Annotated in this window: 17 protein-coding genes; 10 read left to right on the plus strand and 7 right to left on the minus strand. The window is 32.0% G+C overall.

What is annotated here, in order from left to right; genetic code table 11:
* The first annotated feature begins 4 nt into the window (after positions 1-4).
* Positions 5-961 carry a dehydroquinate synthase/iron-containing alcohol dehydrogenase family protein gene (locus EW093_RS07190; protein ID WP_149567740.1) on the plus strand — a complete coding sequence of 319 codons (957 nt, stop codon included), beginning with the start codon at positions 5-7 and terminating at the stop codon, positions 959-961.
* Positions 958-1,710 (plus strand): TrmH family RNA methyltransferase, encoded by a 753-nt coding sequence (locus EW093_RS07195; protein WP_149567741.1) that lies wholly within the window; start codon positions 958-960, stop codon positions 1,708-1,710. The genes EW093_RS07190 and EW093_RS07195 overlap by 4 nt, the downstream gene beginning before the upstream one ends.
* Here EW093_RS07195 and EW093_RS07200 read toward each other — a convergent pair.
* Complete coding sequence (locus EW093_RS07200; protein WP_149567742.1) at positions 1,699-3,180, minus strand: HDOD domain-containing protein; 1,482 nt, start codon at positions 3,178-3,180, stop codon at positions 1,699-1,701. The genes EW093_RS07195 and EW093_RS07200 overlap by 12 nt on opposite strands.
* Before the next feature lie 88 nt (positions 3,181-3,268).
* Between EW093_RS07200 and EW093_RS07205 the strand changes: the two genes are divergently transcribed.
* The 3 genes from EW093_RS07205 to EW093_RS07215 are packed head-to-tail and all read left to right on the plus strand — an operon-like array spanning position 3,269 to position 4,726.
* On the plus strand, positions 3,269-4,027 hold the full coding sequence (locus tag EW093_RS07205; RefSeq protein WP_149567743.1) for a Nif3-like dinuclear metal center hexameric protein: 759 nt from the start codon (positions 3,269-3,271) through the stop codon (positions 4,025-4,027).
* A gap of 1 nt (position 4,028) precedes the next feature.
* Positions 4,029-4,445 carry a signal peptidase II gene (locus EW093_RS07210; protein ID WP_187759873.1) on the plus strand — a complete coding sequence of 139 codons (417 nt, stop codon included), beginning with the start codon at positions 4,029-4,031 and terminating at the stop codon, positions 4,443-4,445.
* Complete coding sequence (locus tag EW093_RS07215) at positions 4,442-4,726, plus strand: leader peptide processing enzyme (RefSeq protein WP_149567745.1); 285 nt, start codon at positions 4,442-4,444, stop codon at positions 4,724-4,726. Before EW093_RS07210 ends, EW093_RS07215 begins: the two co-directional genes overlap by 4 nt.
* 18 nt (positions 4,727-4,744) lie before the next feature.
* On the opposite strand, the gene EW093_RS07220 is transcribed toward EW093_RS07215, so the two are convergent.
* Complete coding sequence (locus EW093_RS07220; protein ID WP_149567746.1) at positions 4,745-6,361, minus strand: hypothetical protein; 1,617 nt, start codon at positions 6,359-6,361, stop codon at positions 4,745-4,747.
* A gap of 76 nt (positions 6,362-6,437) precedes the next feature.
* On the opposite strand from EW093_RS07220, the gene EW093_RS07225 reads away from it, so the two are divergent.
* Both EW093_RS07225 and leuS read left to right on the plus strand, forming a co-directional pair.
* Positions 6,438-6,833: a hypothetical protein gene (locus EW093_RS07225; protein ID WP_149567747.1), complete on the plus strand. Its 396-nt coding sequence runs from the start codon at positions 6,438-6,440 to the stop codon at positions 6,831-6,833.
* Between the two features lie 42 nt (positions 6,834-6,875).
* Positions 6,876-9,296, plus strand: coding sequence for a leucine--tRNA ligase (gene leuS, locus EW093_RS07230; protein ID WP_149567748.1), 2,421 nt, complete (start codon positions 6,876-6,878; stop codon positions 9,294-9,296).
* Between the two features lie 200 nt (positions 9,297-9,496).
* On the opposite strand, the gene EW093_RS07235 is transcribed toward leuS, so the two are convergent.
* Positions 9,497-11,080: an IS1182 family transposase gene (locus tag EW093_RS07235; protein ID WP_149567749.1), complete on the minus strand. Its 1,584-nt coding sequence runs from the start codon at positions 11,078-11,080 to the stop codon at positions 9,497-9,499.
* Between the two features lie 222 nt (positions 11,081-11,302).
* Here EW093_RS07235 and EW093_RS07240 point away from each other — a divergent pair, with 222 nt between their 5' ends.
* Complete coding sequence (locus tag EW093_RS07240; RefSeq protein ID WP_149567750.1) at positions 11,303-12,124, plus strand: undecaprenyl-diphosphate phosphatase; 822 nt, start codon at positions 11,303-11,305, stop codon at positions 12,122-12,124.
* On the opposite strand, the gene EW093_RS07245 is transcribed toward EW093_RS07240, so the two are convergent.
* From EW093_RS07245 to EW093_RS17295, 4 genes are all read right to left on the minus strand, one after another.
* Entirely contained in the window at positions 12,125-12,307 is a 183-nt protein-coding gene (locus EW093_RS07245) for a helix-turn-helix domain-containing protein (RefSeq protein ID WP_187759874.1), read from the minus strand.
* Between the two features lie 377 nt (positions 12,308-12,684).
* Positions 12,685-13,035, minus strand: coding sequence for a cysteine peptidase family C39 domain-containing protein (locus tag EW093_RS07250; protein WP_149567752.1), 351 nt, complete (start codon positions 13,033-13,035; stop codon positions 12,685-12,687).
* Between the two features lie 94 nt (positions 13,036-13,129).
* The gene (locus EW093_RS07255) at positions 13,130-13,792 is read right to left on the minus strand and encodes a CPBP family intramembrane metalloprotease (protein ID WP_187759875.1); all 663 of its coding nucleotides are present in this window, start codon (positions 13,790-13,792) and stop codon (positions 13,130-13,132) included.
* Positions 13,793-14,016: 224 nt separating this feature from the next.
* A complete protein-coding gene (locus tag EW093_RS17295; protein WP_187759876.1) occupies positions 14,017-14,175 on the minus strand; it encodes a hypothetical protein in 159 nt (52 codons plus the stop codon).
* A gap of 693 nt (positions 14,176-14,868) precedes the next feature.
* Here EW093_RS17295 and EW093_RS07260 point away from each other — a divergent pair.
* Positions 14,869-15,222, plus strand: a complete 354-nt coding sequence (locus EW093_RS07260; RefSeq protein ID WP_149567754.1) for a hypothetical protein — start codon at positions 14,869-14,871, stop codon at positions 15,220-15,222.
* A 396-nt stretch (positions 15,223-15,618) separates the two neighbouring features.
* Positions 15,619-16,242 carry a GGDEF domain-containing protein gene (locus EW093_RS07265; RefSeq protein ID WP_149567755.1) on the plus strand — a complete coding sequence of 208 codons (624 nt, stop codon included), beginning with the start codon at positions 15,619-15,621 and terminating at the stop codon, positions 16,240-16,242.
* The last annotated feature ends 14 nt before the right edge of the window (positions 16,243-16,256 follow it).

Raw genomic sequence — 16,256 nt, forward strand, 5'->3', positions numbered from 1 at the left:
AGAGATGTTTACACTTTCTAAGAGTAGCCCGGAATTATATATAAATTCAAATACTCCTTTAGAATTAGGCAATAAATTAAAAGATATTGGTGGAAGGATTCTCCTTATCTGTTCTACCAATGTTAAAGATAAACATTCAATTGAAACTTTAAAAAAAAGCTTAAAGAGTATTAATCTAACATTTATCCAGTATGATCAAAAGAGTAATTTTATTAGTCATGATGAATTGAAAGAGCTTCAAATTCGGGCTGAAAATTTTAATGTATCATCAATTATCTCTATTGGAGATATAAATGAGAGAATGAGCGGTAGATATTTAGCTCAGACACTATCTCTATACTATTTTGAACTCCCAACAACATATAATAATCCTTACCTATTAATACCCCAAGCAATATTTGCAAACAGGATTGGAACTAAATCCCAATCAATTAACTTATCCTACGATAGAATTAATAGTATAGAAATTGCAAATGACTTTTTACGTCAAGAGGATGATATTGACTCGACTCTAAACTCAATATCTATGTTATTAGTCCTAGCAGAGCTTTTTACAAATAAAGAGAATAATCCTATTGCAAAATATGAGAGTAGGAACCTATTTCTAAGATTATTAGATGATGTAGATAATAAAAATATTAATTCAAATAACCTTTTAAGATACGGTTTAACTGTTGCACTTTATCACGGAGCATCAACTTTATCAGAATTAAACATTACAGAATATACATGGTTAGTTGGATCTAGATTTAAATGTTCCCCCCATATAATTGGAACAAAACTACTTCCTAGACTTCTGGAAATAAATAATGAAGAAGAACTATCTATTAAAATAATGGAACTATTACACTCAAATGGGTTATCCAATAGGTTAGCGGACCTAGGCTACACTTTAAAACAGTTTTCAGAAATAAATAGTGATAATAGCAAGACTATGGAAGTTGTAGAAAGAGCATTTTGATTACATTAAGAAAATTACGAAGCCTAAAAGAGAGCACAAGACTAAGAAAATATTTAATAATCCTCGAAGAAATTGAAAATATTCTAAAGAGAGGATCAAAATTAAGTGATAGTTATTATAATAGTATTCTATTAGAGATAGGCAATGAAGTTAATCTATCACAAAGGGCAAAAGAGCTAGCATTTGGACAAATTAATCAACGAAGTATAAATAGTTTAAAACATTTAATAATGGCTAACTTAAATATTGAGCCTAGTGAGTGGGATTTTACAGCACCTGTAGATAACTTTATTTCAAAAAAAATAAAATTAGGAATTAACTTATATCTAGATGATATAAGATCTCCATTTAACTTAGGATCTATTTTTAGAACTAGTGAGTGTTTTGGAGTATCAAAGATACTTATTTCCCAGGACTCTACAAAACCTAATCATAACAGAGCAAAACGAACAGCAATGGGCTGTATAGATAGGATAGATTGGGAAATTACTGACTTAGACTCTATAAAAGGGCCGTTTTTTGCACTGGAACTTGGAGGAACACCTATTGATGAGTTTGACTTCCCAGATAATGCAACTGTTTTTATAGGTAGTGAAGAGCTAGGTGTATCGCCAGAAGCTCTAAAGCTTGCAGATAGTAGTTTAGGACGAGTAACAATCCCTCTACATGGAGGAAAAAGCTCATTAAATGTAGCAAATGCAACAGCAATACTTCTACATAGATGGAGTGAAAAACTATTAAAAGGTTGATTTCTCTCTTTCAAATTTACCTTCAAGTTCAGAAATAATAACCTTAAGTTCATCCTCATCATTAATATGAAAAAACGTTAAAACTGTAGGGTCTATCTGCTCAAAAATAATATCACCTGAAAGATAACCTGCAAAAATATTTGCTAAATATACAGCAAAAACATACCCTTTATCCCCTTTCTTACACTTTAGTGGGTCATGGTGATAACGAATACAGCTAACTAGAGAGTCAGGGAAATTCCATTTCTCTGCAATTCTAGCTCCAATCTCAGCATGATTATAGCCTGCGAACAGGTCCTCAATTATTTTAGTAGGTAGGGATTTACTTTTAGCAATTTTTTCAAAACGTGTCATTAAACCTGCACTTATATTTGCAAAAACAGCTTTACCTATATCGTGTAAAATACCACCCATAAATGCATCTTCTGCAATATCTTTAGATAACCTTCTAGCTCTAGCTAATGAGTAGGCAGAGAAAGCTACAAAGTGGGAGTGTTCCCAAAGTTTACGACTACCCTCAAATTTAAGTGTTTTTTGTGCTCCATATCTTAATATTAAGTCTCTTAACCCCTTCATACCAATTAAAGAGACAGCACTTAATAAATTCTCAACCTTATTTGGAAGCATAAATTGGGAGGAATTTACAATTTTTAATACGTCTGCTGTCATAGCAGGGTCGATACTAATCTGTTTAGCAATATCAGTCATAGAAGAGTCTTTATCATTAATTAAATCCTGAATCCTTCTAATATTCTCAGGGAATTGAGGTATACTATCAATTCCATTAACTATTTCATCTATTAATAATTCAATACCTTCAGCTCTAACATCTGCCATTTTTAGGGTCAACGCTGCGGATGTAACACCATCATTTACTGATATCTCAAAAGCCTCTTCTGTTAAACCAATCTTTTTTAACATTAAAACCATAATTACTATACCAAGACCAGCACCCTCAGAGTCATCTAGAATTTCAGAAAAAGCTTCTTCCATAGAGTGATAAGTTCTAGCTCTAGCCATTCTATCATAGACCCTAGAAAGCTCTTTTTGTGATATCTCAGAATTATTTCTAACAGTTAACATTAAAACACTACCCTGGGCATGAAAGGATATCTTTACATATAACCCCGCCTCTTCTTGCAGTTTAAGATAATAATCAATATTAGACAGGGTATCCTCTTTAAAAGATGTCATACCTCTTTTATAATCCTCTGGAGAGTCCATTCTTAGACCATTTTTTTCAAAATAGATTCGTTTAGTGTTAGCTTTTTTTGCATTAGTGATAATCTCTTTAAGACAGTAGGATATCTTGTCATGAACTTCAATTAAGCCAAACTCACTTAATATTAACTCTAATATAGCCTCTATTCTTAACTCAGTATCTCTAGATACTTTATGAGTAGTTATTGTTATAGGTATTGATTTTGTTAATGCGGAAAATATTTTTTCCTTCTGAGCCTCTGATATCATATTACAATTATAACATAATAGAGAATAAAAGAACAACAAACTTTTATATTTACTTGCCCCAGGATAAATTTATAGCTAAAATTATTTTATGAAATTACACGAATTGAATAAATTGATATTTGACAAGCTTAATTTGCAACAGTTTGCCCCATCAGACTCATCTTTAAATGGAGTTCAAGTAGGAGACTTAAATCAGGATGTTTCAAAAGTAGCACTTTTAGTAGACGCTTCTTTAGAGGGCTTTAAGCAGGCAAAAAAACAGGGTGCAGATGTTATATTTGTACATCATGGACTTTTTTGGGGTCGGCCATTAGCCATTACAGGTTCCCACTATAAAAGAGTAGAGTTCCTAATAAAAAATAACATATCTCTAATTGCATGCCACCTCCCCTTAGATGCGCATCCAATACTAGGAAATAACGCTGGTATTGCAGATAAGTTAGGGTTAGTAGATTTAGAACCCTTTGGTAAATACAAGTCAAACAACATTGGAATTAAAGGCAGACTCCCTGAAAAAAACAGTATAGACGAAATTAAAAAGTTACTATTAGGAGATAATGAGCCAGCTTTTATAGTCCCAGGAGGTAAAAACTCAGTTTCTTCAGTAGCTATTGTTTCAGGAGGCTCCCCCTTCTCTGTTTTAGAAGCAATAGATCAAGGTATTGATCTTTTTATTACAGGGGATAGAAGTCACGAGGTATATCACACTTGCCTTGAAGAAGGGATAAATATGATATCAGCAGGGCACTATGCCACTGAGGTTTTTGGTGTACAGCTAGTAGGAAACTGGTTAAAAACTGAGTTTAATCTAGAGACTATATTTATTGATATTCCCACAGGGGCTTAAATTGAATAGGGGCCCTATAATTACTACATTTTTCCTATTAACCCTTGACCAGTTAAGTAAATATCTTCTTAAAAGCAGAGAGTTTGTTATTATTAAGAGTAAATACTTATCTATAAATATCAGTAGTTTAGAGGGTTCGGATTTATCAATAACAGAGTATGCTCTTCCAATTATTATTATTTCACTTCTAATTGTGGGTATATATAATTTAAAAAATACAACTCCCCTTGAGAACTATTTATTATGGATTATTTGTGGTGGGGTTATTGGAAACATGATAAATAATGGGAGGTTTTTTCAAGTAAAAACTATCTTTACATTACCATTAGTTAATATTGCAGACTTAATGGTAGTCATCTGTGGAATAATTATGATAATATTCATTATTCTTAAAGATAGGAGGAGGAATATAATATGAATAAAAAATTAAGTACGCTACTTTTCATTATAGCTGGGACAATTTTAAATATATTATTAATGTTTATATTTATCTTTGGACTACTTGCTGGAACTTCAGCTCTTTTACGTGGCTTAGGTTATGAACCTGGAAGTTCAATATATATTCCATTTCTAATTGGTGCTATTTTTGGTGGTATGGTTTTAGCATTTATTACATACTCAAAAATTACAAAGTATATCCAAAAGAAATATGACTTAGAAAAATATTTAGAACCAATTTTTAAACAGAGAAGAAGGTAGTTTAACTACCTTCTTTTTTTAGTATCCGTCACTTAACTCTCTATTTGTATCTTTTTTATAAAGTTCGCTATAAACAAAACCACGATTCCGTAGATGCTCTCTAAGCTCTTTTGGAAATGGTATATTCCTCCAAAATATCCCTCTAACATCTTTTTCAAGTTTTTGAGTACCAACACTCTCCTTTGTTATCCAAAGAATATAGTCCTCAATAAACCTAAGCTTAACATCACCCTTTAGTTTTCTCTCTTCAAACCATTGAAAATACTTTCCAGTTATCCCCTCTTCCATCCAGTAGTATTGGGCCTTTGCCTTAGCAACTTCCCACCTAAGATCTGCTAATGCGGTAATAACCGCAAGTTTTATATCCTTAGGATATAGAGGTACTGCTACTCGTCCCCTACTTGAAGCTCTATTATACTTCTCAAAGGGCTCCCAACATATACCTTTATCTCCATAACAGGGAATAATTATAATATGGGGAACAATTCTATGGGTCTCCCTTCTATGAGTTCTTCTAAAAACACCAGGATCAATATCCTCCACATATTTCATAACCTTCAAGATCTGTTCTCTTGTTGCAATATCATTAAAATTAGAAGTTATATAAGACCCGTGAAGTATAGGAAAATGATTTCCCTGTCTTCCTACACACATTTTATGAATCTGCCTTAAATTATTAACCTCTTTTTTAATTATCGCGGGGTTAACAACCTCTGTAGGTTCATCATTCATTCTCTCTACAACTTTATCCAGTTTTGATTGGGCTAACTTTGCCTCTTGTATACCTAATGTATACTCACGGTCTAACCTTTGAAGCTCTTTAGTAGAGTTTATTAGATCTGTTAATGCTGTTTTTTGTAAAACTGTGTAACCCATCTCTATAGAAGGAAATACAGGATGTTGAGTATGATTTGCAAGCTCTCTAACATTATCAATTATAGACTTTTCAGCAGATGAACGTTTTTTTTGTAGAATCTTTAAAGACCCTAGTCTACTATCTAGAGCTCCTGAGAATTTATCCTTCTGCATTCTTAGGCCAGAAGTACCTCTGCTTTTTTTATTTTTAATAGGTTCCTCATCTGAACCTAAGGGGTTTACATCACCTAATGTAACCATCTCTAACCACTCGTCAAAATAGTGTACAGGTTCTCCATGGATATTATCCTGTATAATAACAGAGAGGTTTTCCAACTGATCCCTATTTACCAAGGTAGGAAGTAGTAAAGCATATCTTAGTAAAAATTTCTTTTCCAAGGACAGAGCGTTCCCTACTTTTTGGGATAGAGCCTCTATAAAGTCCCAATATACAGGTTGAAGCCTATTTCTAAACATAGTTTTATCCTGGGGATCCTTGGCTTTTAAAAATTTAGCCAGGGAAGAGTGGAGTTTCTGAGCTATCTCTCCCTCACCTTGTAACGCTCTTTTATAGTACTTTTCATCATATAAATTTTTAACTGGTTTAGTTTTAAAAACAGTTATTTCTTCAAACTCTTCCCTATCTACTACCTCATTTCCATCAACTATTTCATCTTCAAAAAGATCATTAAAAGATGGATTTATATTAAGATCAACAGGAGAATCATTATTATTAGACCCCTTTGAAGGTAGTCCAAGAATATCATCTAAATCACTCATAATCTAATAATAGCACATTCTTATTAAATTTAAAAAGACAACTTGCTTTTTAAAGTTATAAAAAATATTATGAGCTATGTTTCCTTATATTTTAGTTTTTTCAATACTATTTCTAATAATTATTTTACTTTTTTATACTAAAGGAAGTTATAAGGAGATAAAACAGGTAGCAACGGAACAACTTCCAACAGGAAAACCATGCCCGATATGCCAGTGGCCCCTTCAGAAAAACGAAAGAGTACACTCAATAATATATAGATCCAAGGGTGATACAATTATGCATATATATGGCTGTCCCTACTGTTACAAAGAGCATCCAAAAACTAAATATAAAGAGAAATCCCAACGTATATGCCCATCATGTAAAAAAGAACTTCAATCAAAAGAGTTTGTAATTGCCAGATTGTTTGAAAAACCCGGTAAAAACCATGTTCACGTTTTAGGATGCTACAGATGTAGGGGAAAAAGATAATCTTTCTAGACCAACTTATCTACTTCTGATATTATCGTTTCCATGAGTAGTTATAATTTTACAGAGATAGAAAAAAAATGGCAGAATTACTGGGAAGAGAATAAGACATTTAAGGTAACTGAAGATCCTAGTTTTCCTAAAGAGAAAAGAATGTACGTTTTGGATATGTTTCCATATCCCTCAGGAGCAGGTCTCCATGTAGGTCACCCTGAAGGTTATACAGCAACAGATATGTACTGTAGATACCTAAGAATGAACGGATACAATGTCCTCCATCCTATGGGTTTTGACTCATTTGGTCTCCCAGCCGAAAACTACGCAATAAAAACAGGAACACATCCTGAAGCAACAACAGTGGCTAACATTGATAATTTTAGAAGACAGATAAAGTCCCTAGGATTTTGTTATGACTGGGACAGGGAAGTTTCAACACATACATCCGAGTATTACAAGTGGACCCAGTGGATATTTTTACAACTATACAAGAAAGGTCTCGCATACGAAGCAGAGACTCCAATAAATTGGTGTCCTGAGTGTAAAACTGGACTAGCAAATGAAGAAGTAAAAGACGGAGGCTGTGATAGATGTGGAACTAAGGTTTCAAGAAAAAATCTAAGACAGTGGATGTTTGAAATAACAAAGTATGGTGACAGTCTACTAGAAGGGCTAAATAATATTAGCTGGACCGAATCTGTAAAAGCTATGCAGAATAACTGGATAGGTAGGTCGGAAGGGGCTAATGTTGTATTTAAGCTAGAGAAAGGTGAAGGTGAAATCGAGGTTTATACAACTAGACCAGACACTCTTTTTGGGGCAACATATATGGTTTTATCCCCAGAACACAAACTAGTAGAAGAGATAACAACTAATGAGTATAAGGATGCTGTTGAAGATTATAAAAACCAGGCAGCCTTAAAATCAGATTTAGAGAGAACTGACCTAGCTAAGGGTAAAACTGGGGTTTTTACTGGAGCATACGCTATAAACCCTGTAAATGGAGACAAAATCCCTGTTTGGATATCTGATTATATTTTAATTTCCTATGGAACCGGTGCTATTATGGCTGTTCCTGCCCACGATGAGAGAGACTGGGAATTTGCTAAAACTTTTAATCTACCTATAAAACAAGTTGTTTCTAGAGATGGAAATATTACAGAACTTACCGAAGTTTACCCTGCTAAGGATGGAATTGCAGTTAACTCTGGAAAATTTGATGGTATGAAAACCCAGGATGCAATAAAGGCTATAATTTCATGGTTAGAAGAGGAGAAAATTGGGTTTAAATCTGTTAACTATAAACTAAGAGACTGGGTATTTAGTAGACAGAGATACTGGGGAGAACCAATACCTCTAATTCACTGTCCAACATGTGGTACTGTACCTGTTCCTGAGAATGAACTACCTTTAGAGTTACCAAATGTTACTAGCTATGAACCATCAGGAACTGGGGAATCTCCCCTTGCAAACATTGATGAGTGGGTTAATTGTAGCTGCCCTAAATGTGGTGAAGCTGCAAAGAGAGAGACAAACACTATGCCACAGTGGGCTGGTTCATGCTGGTACTACCTAAGATATATTGACCCAAAAAATACAGAAGCTTTCTGCTCTAAAGAGAAGGAAGAGTATTGGATGCCTGTAGGCTTATATGTGGGAGGAGCTGAACACGCAGTACTCCACCTATTATATGCACGTTTCTGGCACCATGTTTTACACGATTTAGGCCTTGTATCAACAAGAGAACCATTCCAAAGATTAATAAATCAAGGAATGATCCTTGGAGAGGGTGGAATTAAAATGTCTAAATCCCTTGGTAATGTTATTAATCCAGATGATGTTATTAAAGAGTATGGCGCAGACTCTATGAGACTTTACGAGATGTTTATGGGACCTTTAGAGGTAACAAAGCCATGGGATACAAGTGGGATTTCCGGTGTTTACCGTTTCTTAAACAGAGTTTGGAACATGGCAAACCGAGAGGTTTCAGAAGAGGCTCCAACTAAGGAACAGTTAAAGAGTCTTCATAAAACTATAAAAAAGTTAACCCATGATACTAGTAGATTAGAGTTTAATACAGGTATTGCCCAGATGATGATATTTGTTAACGAGAACTACAAGGATGAAAAGGTAAATAGGGCAATATTTGAACCATTTATTAAATTACTTGCTCCATATACACCACATATTGCAGAAGAGATATGGCAAATTCTAGGGCATGATACAATTATAGCAAATGAGACATGGCCAGAGTTTGATGAAGAGCTAACAAAGGATGATGAAGTAACAATTGTTATTCAAGTCAATGGAAAGTTAAGAGCAAAACTTCAAATGCCAGCTGATATATCTAAAGAGGATATGGAAAAGGCAGCTTTTGAAGATGACAATATAAAAACCCATACTGATGGAAAAACTATTGTAAAAGTTATTGCTGTGCCAGGGAAACTAGTTAATATTGTTGCGAAATAATTTTTAATATATTAAAAGGGGCTGTTGCAAAAGTAATATTTTGTAACAGTCTTTTTTGTTTATAAACATAAAGAATATAAATTATGATAAAAATTGTATAAAAACGGAAGAAAATCCTCTTCTAACAGCTTTTTAATTTAAAGTTAGATTGTAATACCAAATAAAATGAGACGACTTATAATAGTTATCAACTCTAAAGTCTAAGCGGAATTTTCAAGGGTATGGTAAAATGGGATACCAAGTTCATTTCTTGCTAGTCTATAACCCAAGTGAATAATATTCATAGACATACACATCAGATTCCAATCTGTATGTATACCTTTAATCCCTTTTCTTAAGAACCTTTTAAATGACCAGTTATTTTTTATCTGTGCAAAAGCTCCTTCAGCTTGAATACTTCTGTTAACCCTTATCTCTTTACCTAAGGGACTAGAAATCCTTTCAGTAGATTTTCTCTGAAACTCTGCAAGAGTATGATTTATCTGTACCTGTTTATATTTTGCTTTACTTTTTTTCATACAGGCAGATTTTACAAGGCAACTTTTACACCCTCGTTTACATCTGTATACATGCGTAACTTGCTCATTACCATACTTATCCTTCTTAACTTTCAGATGTTTTAGAACTAACTTTTTACCTCTAGAACAGATGAAACAATCATTGTCCTTATCATAGGTCATATTATCCTTTAGCCCAATGTCTGATTTTACTTTCCTCTTTTTTGAGTGTTCATATTTCATTGGCTTTATATATGACTCAATGTCCCTTTTTTCCAATGCCTCATGGTTGTGCTGACAATCATACCCACTATCAGCACAATATTTTTTATACTTCCAATCTATTCTTTCATGCATGTGGTCGATAGCTGGAATCATTGTTGCGTAATCAGTTCTGTCTGAACTAGCGTAGTTTCCAACAATATAACCTCCATCAACTAGAACCTGAAGATTATATGCAGGTTTCAATTGTCCATTCCGCATATGGTCCTCTTTCATCCTCATAAAAGTAGCATCGGGATCAGTTTTACTCATACTATTTCGCTCGGGCATAGCATCTAGTTGATTCTTGTAATCCTCTAATTTCTTTAAATATATGTTAGTATCTCTAAATATTCTCTGTTCCGCTGTAATCCGATGACCACGTCCTGTTTTATTTGGCTTCAGGTTATCAGTAGTTCCCATTAAATACTCTATTATACTTTTTAGAGCATCTTCGGGAGAACTATTCTCTAATTCTATTGGATATAAGTTTACAGATTCATGTATTATTTCTTCTATATGATTTATTAGTTTAGGAAGGTTCTTTTTAATAGATTTTTTCCAAATAAATGTATATCTGTTAGCTTTGGACTCAATTTTGGTTCCATCTTGGAAAACTATATTTTTTGTTAATTCTCCCAAAGATCCGAGACGATTAATTTGCTGATAAAAAAGGTTGTCTATTGCATCTGAGTGCTGTTGTATGAATCTATCTATGGTTGAATGGTCAGGAGCTTTTTTACCATCAAGAACTTTTAATAGAAAGAGATCTCTCTTGCATAACTTCTCGGTATCACGAGAGCTATACTTTCCCTGTGTTCGAGCATATAGAAGTATCAGCATCATTGTATAACTATCCACAGCAGGAGGTCGTCCAGACTTCTTCTTAGGTTTTTCAAATTTACTATAATCTAGACCCTGTAACATAAGCATTAGTGCCGCTTCATGGTCTGTTACTTTTAATGGAATAGAAATATTTAAGTCTAAATATGATTGTTTATGATTGCAAAAGTCTGTAATATACATTTACGTGCTCCTTTTTGATGTCAACAACCAAATTTTAGCACGTTGGGACTACTTTGTGGTCCCTTTTATTTTGAAAACTACTGAAAATCACGTTTATAAATAAAAAAAGGCTGTTGAAAGTCATAATGACTTTTGCAACAGCCCCTTTTATATTTATAAAAAGTTTAAATAACTGATATAAATTTAATTTGGAATATTAATAGGAAAAATAGGAACATTATAATGGAATTTTTTGAAGTAATAAAAGTAATTATTCTAGGAATAGTCGAAGGTATAACAGAGTGGTTACCCGTAAGTTCTACAGGCCACATGATCCTTGTGGATCAATTTATGAGTATAGATGCAACCGATGCATTTAAAGAGATGTTTTTTGTTGTTATACAGTTAGGTGCAATAATGGCAGTTGTTGTAATATTCTTCAAAAAATTAATACCACTAACAAATAATAATGGAATTAGAATTCATAAACCTACTATGGTTCTATGGTATAAGATACTAATAGCCTGTATACCAGCAGGAGTTATAGGAGTACTTTTAGATGATAAGATAGATGAACTATTTTATAATTACATAACAGTTTCAATTACCCTAATCCTTTATGGTATTATTTTTATATTAGTTGAAAATCGAAGTAAAAACAGAACTTTTACAGTTAACAAACTTAGTGAACTACCTTATAGATCAGCTCTTTATATAGGGATATTTCAGGTTTTAGCTCTTATACCAGGAACATCTAGGTCGGGAGCTACAATTATTGGTGCAATGTTAATAGGAACATCGAGAACTATAGCTGCTGAGTTTACATTCTTCCTTGCAATACCGGTAATGTTTGGTGCCAGTCTTTTAAAAATATTAAAGTTTGGATTTGTATTTACACAGAATGAAGTTTTTATACTTATTATTGGGATGATAACAGCATTTATAGTCTCTGTACTAACAATAAAATTCCTTATGTCTTATATTAAGAAACATGACTTTAAAGCTTTTGGATTTTATAGAATAGTGTTGGGGGTTGTTGTAATTATTACTCTAGGTTTAATTTAGTTATCCTAAATAGGACTCTAGGCCCTCTTTGTCTAGAATCTCTATGTAGTTATCCTTTTTACGTATAACTCCATCTATTTGCATCTTAGAGATCTCCCTAGAGACAGCCTCCCTGGAGACTGAAATCTTATTTACTAATAGAGAGATTTTATTCTCATTTAAACTAGAACTGTTATATAACAACAGATAGGCTAGCTTCTCCCTTACTGTTTTTAGGGATAATATTTCAATCTTCTTTGTTACCTTGGCAATCTTTTTATAGACTTGTACAGTATACGATAGTGAACTTAAATGCGATAGTTTTCAAGGATAAATGAGATTTCTAAACTACCTATGCGGTAGTGAACTGGAAAGAATAGTTATTGCTTTTACAAACAGATTTCTAAGCTACCCAGCAGGGATCCCCAGTTTAATACAATTATTCATTAGCAGCGTTGGCTCTAAAGGTTTCTCTGATTTCAATTTAACTTTCACAAGCTTTTCGGACTCTGTTTCCTTTAATCTCCTAAGCCAATTCTGAAAGGTTGTTTGTTTAATATTTTTCTGTTTAGTAAACTCAGTTATTGTTCATATGGTTTATCATAATGAACAATAATGGGGGATATTTTTTTTATTGCTTCATTCAACTGAATTATATTCATCTTAAAGACCTTTGTTTTAATCCCTTTTTTTTCAATATATTCACACATAAAAAACATATTTGATTTGATTTCATTCTTATCTTTATCAATATTCAAGTAATTATTGAAAACATCCTCTTCTGTTGTAGGAATATTCCAGTAAATATCTAATAAAGATGATACAACTGAATAACCACAAGAATTATCAAAATTTTGTTCATTTATATAACTAAATCTCATCGTTTCTTTAGGAGTTACTAAGCTAAGTAGTGTTGCAATTATCAGTATCATATAAAAAACTCAAAAATTTGAATGATTAATAATATAAAACTTAAAAATAGAACCAAAAAATTAAAATTGCTTACAATTTTCATGACTAAAACTCCTAAATATTATCTAAATATGCTGGTAAACTCACAGAAACATTCCATAACATATGAATTAAAGTTGTTAAAAGTATATTATTAGTTTTTTTTCTAATATAAACTGATATAAATACCTGATACAACCTAGTAAATAATGAGTAAACAAAGAGTATCCCTGAACCGTTACTAATGATAAATGAATATTCATGGGACAACAAAAAGGGTATTGATATAGCTAATACAGTTATAAAACTTTTTTTATTCTCTGAGTATTCACTCTCTCTTAAAATATATTCTATGAAAAATGCAAATGAAAAAATAAAAAAAAACTCTTCTAAAAGACCAAAAAATGTATACTTGAGAATCTCATAAATTACTCCTCTTAGGAGACCAGTTGTATTAATACTATAATGAAAAAGTTTTGCACTTATTATAGAGTCTTTAATTCCTATTAAATAAGAAATAATAATGTTCAAAGTGATTACAATAACTATTATAACAAACAATCTATCCGATTCAAACTTAAAATTAAAAATAGATTTTCTAAATTTTTTATTTAATATTATTGGGAGTATAACAGCTAGACAGCCTAATAATACATATAATGAAACTTCTACTATATGACTTCTCAAGTTTGATAAAATATCAAGGTCATTCCAAAAAAAACAATATAGAATATCCACAGATATTCCTCTAGAAAAGGCTAATTCCCTATTTGTCAAATAAACTATTGAAATTGAAAGTAAGATCTTAAATCTAAACTTTTTTTGTTTAGTTATACTATTTCCGTTTAAACAATATATGCTTCCAGAAAATAAAGTAATTATACATATATAAGAAATGAATCCAGTATTAAATAGTAATTCCATATTTTTATAGGTTCCAAGTCTCAACTTGGAACCTAATATTATCTCCTTCTTGTTCTTTTTAGATCATCAAGTGAGTTTTGTCTTGCTTTTGCAGCATTTAAATCCGAATATAATTTTTTAGCTTCTGCTGCAGCTGCAGAGTTACCTATTGTTACTGTATAACTAGAATTATAAGTTTTTGAACGATTGGCTTTCATACGAGCATGTACTCCAGCATCTACTCCACCTGATGTTCCATGAGAATTAGTCGTACTTGTAGATGAACTAACTGTATTAGTGTTAGATCTATCTACTGCTTTATGATATTCACTTGATTATTCTCTCTAGCCTTCTTTAAACCTGCTTTAGAATAACCGTAATCTCCAGGATACATCCCTCCAGTTATAATTACAATTTCTGAATCACTTAATTGTATACCATTAATTTCCGAGAATAAATTTTCTTCAAGAGGCTGACTAGATTGCGCTGAAGAAATACTGCTAAAAGCAACTAATAAAAACAAGATTGTTATAATTTTTTTTATTATTTATATTTTCCTTTTTATATAATTTTTTTTACATTGGTACCAAATGTAGAATCAGCATATTTAAAATAAAAAAATAAAGCAAGCATTTTTTTATTGTAAACTATTTCAGTAAACTCAGAAGGAAAAAAATTACTAAAAAGCACATTCAACCTAAAATAACAATTAATATATAATCAAATAACAATGTTAATAAAGATTGGAAAAACCCACTGAAAGTTGCCACTCAAACCCCTCCAAAGTTTACCATAATTTAGGTATTAATGGGTTTTCAATTTAGCATATCAATTAACCTCAATAAATGAGGCATACTTACTACTTTAGAATAATTTAAAAGGAGTAAGTATTGCCTAGAAAGAGGACAGGTATGAAACAGACCAGAGAAATTATTAGACTTAATTATGTATGTAATTTAAGCGATAGGGCTATCAGTAATGTTGTGAATCTATCCAGACCAACTATAGCTAAAATTTGTAAATCCTTTAGTGAGTCAGGATTAGAGTATGACCAGATAAAGGAGATGAGTGATTCGGACTTATCATTAGAATTTTATGAAAAGAAAGTTGTATCACATAAAGCTGAAATGCTCATTGCTAAGTTCCCACAATATGCTATAGAACTTAAAAAAAAAGGGAGTAACTTTACAGCTATTATGAGAGGAGTATATTGCAGAGTATCCAGATGGATTGAGGACATCACAATTTGGAAGACTCTTCAATAGATGGAAGAATGATCAAAAGGTTTCTATGCATATAAACCACAATGCCCCTTTTTACATGACTCTACACTTTTCTATATAATAGATATTTGCTCGTTTTGAGTGTAATATTGCTTTCAAGTCAGATAGCTGCTCCATAACTTAACTCCTTTTCCAGGCGATACCATTCATTTATTTTCTTATTATTACAAATCATTGCGAAAGGTTATTTCGTTTAATTATTTTTTATTCTATTATCATCAATTTCTATTATAATGTCTTTTCTTTTTTTATATTCTGAATCCGTATAACAAATAAAAAATCAACTTAATGTGGTAATGATACAGTTATAAAAAAATATTGACTCCTTACAGCTTACTTCATAGTATTAATATTAGTTAATTTTTAAAGGGGTTATATTTGATTGAATTCACAATTATTATTGTAATAGCTATAATATTATACCATGACCTTTTTTTACAAAACAGAAAGATAAACAGGCTTTCTCTTGATAAAAGCAGACTAGAACAGGAATTAAAGGATAAAAATGAAGAGTTGATTAAGGTGGAAAATATTGACCCCTTAACTGATATACTAAATAGAAATAGGTTAGATATAGAGTTGCAGATGGAGTTTGCTCGGAGTAGAAGATCCAAAAAAACTATAGGTATTAGTTTAATAGGTATAGATAATTTAAAAGAAGTTAACGAGAAACTCTCCCATAGTATTGGTGATTATTTATTAAAAGAGATAGCAACACTTATTAAATCTAAGATTAGGAGCGTAGATCTTTTTGGTAGATGGTGGGGAGACAAGTTTTTAATTATATACTCCGATATAGAATTAGATGATTTAAAGAACCATACTGAAAAATTAAAAAATGAAATTGAGGAGTATAACTTTGTTAGAGTTGGATCTATTACAACATCCTTTGGCCTAACATTATCTAAAGAGAGTGATGATGAGGTTGTTATTATAGAGAGAGCCGAAAAAGCTTTAAAAATAGCAAAGAAAAAGGGTAAGAACTATATAGAGATATTATAATATCCCTTATCATA

It is taken from the genome of Thiospirochaeta perfilievii, assembly GCF_008329945.1.
Lineage (GTDB): Bacteria > Spirochaetota > Spirochaetia > DSM-2461 > DSM-2461 > Thiospirochaeta > Thiospirochaeta perfilievii.

Coding starts and splice junctions, on each gene's coding strand:
- EW093_RS07190 (WP_149567740.1), top strand. CDS start 5: ATGTTTACACTTTCTAAGAGTAGCCCGGAATTATATATAAATTCAAAT.
- EW093_RS07200 (WP_149567742.1), bottom strand. CDS start 3,180: ATGATATCAGAGGCTCAGAAGGAAAAAATATTTTCCGCATTAACAAAA.
- EW093_RS07205 (WP_149567743.1), top strand. CDS start 3,269: ATGAAATTACACGAATTGAATAAATTGATATTTGACAAGCTTAATTTG.
- EW093_RS07215 (WP_149567745.1), top strand. CDS start 4,442: ATGAATAAAAAATTAAGTACGCTACTTTTCATTATAGCTGGGACAATT.
- EW093_RS07220 (WP_149567746.1), bottom strand. CDS start 6,361: ATGAGTGATTTAGATGATATTCTTGGACTACCTTCAAAGGGGTCTAAT.
- EW093_RS07225 (WP_149567747.1), top strand. CDS start 6,438: ATGTTTCCTTATATTTTAGTTTTTTCAATACTATTTCTAATAATTATT.
- leuS (WP_149567748.1), top strand. CDS start 6,876: ATGAGTAGTTATAATTTTACAGAGATAGAAAAAAAATGGCAGAATTAC.
- EW093_RS07235 (WP_149567749.1), bottom strand. CDS start 11,080: ATGTATATTACAGACTTTTGCAATCATAAACAATCATATTTAGACTTA.
- EW093_RS07240 (WP_149567750.1), top strand. CDS start 11,303: ATGGAATTTTTTGAAGTAATAAAAGTAATTATTCTAGGAATAGTCGAA.
- EW093_RS07250 (WP_149567752.1), bottom strand. CDS start 13,035: ATGATACTGATAATTGCAACACTACTTAGCTTAGTAACTCCTAAAGAA.
- EW093_RS17295 (WP_187759876.1), bottom strand. CDS start 14,175: ATGAAAGCCAATCGTTCAAAAACTTATAATTCTAGTTATACAGTAACA.
- EW093_RS07260 (WP_149567754.1), top strand. CDS start 14,869: ATGAAACAGACCAGAGAAATTATTAGACTTAATTATGTATGTAATTTA.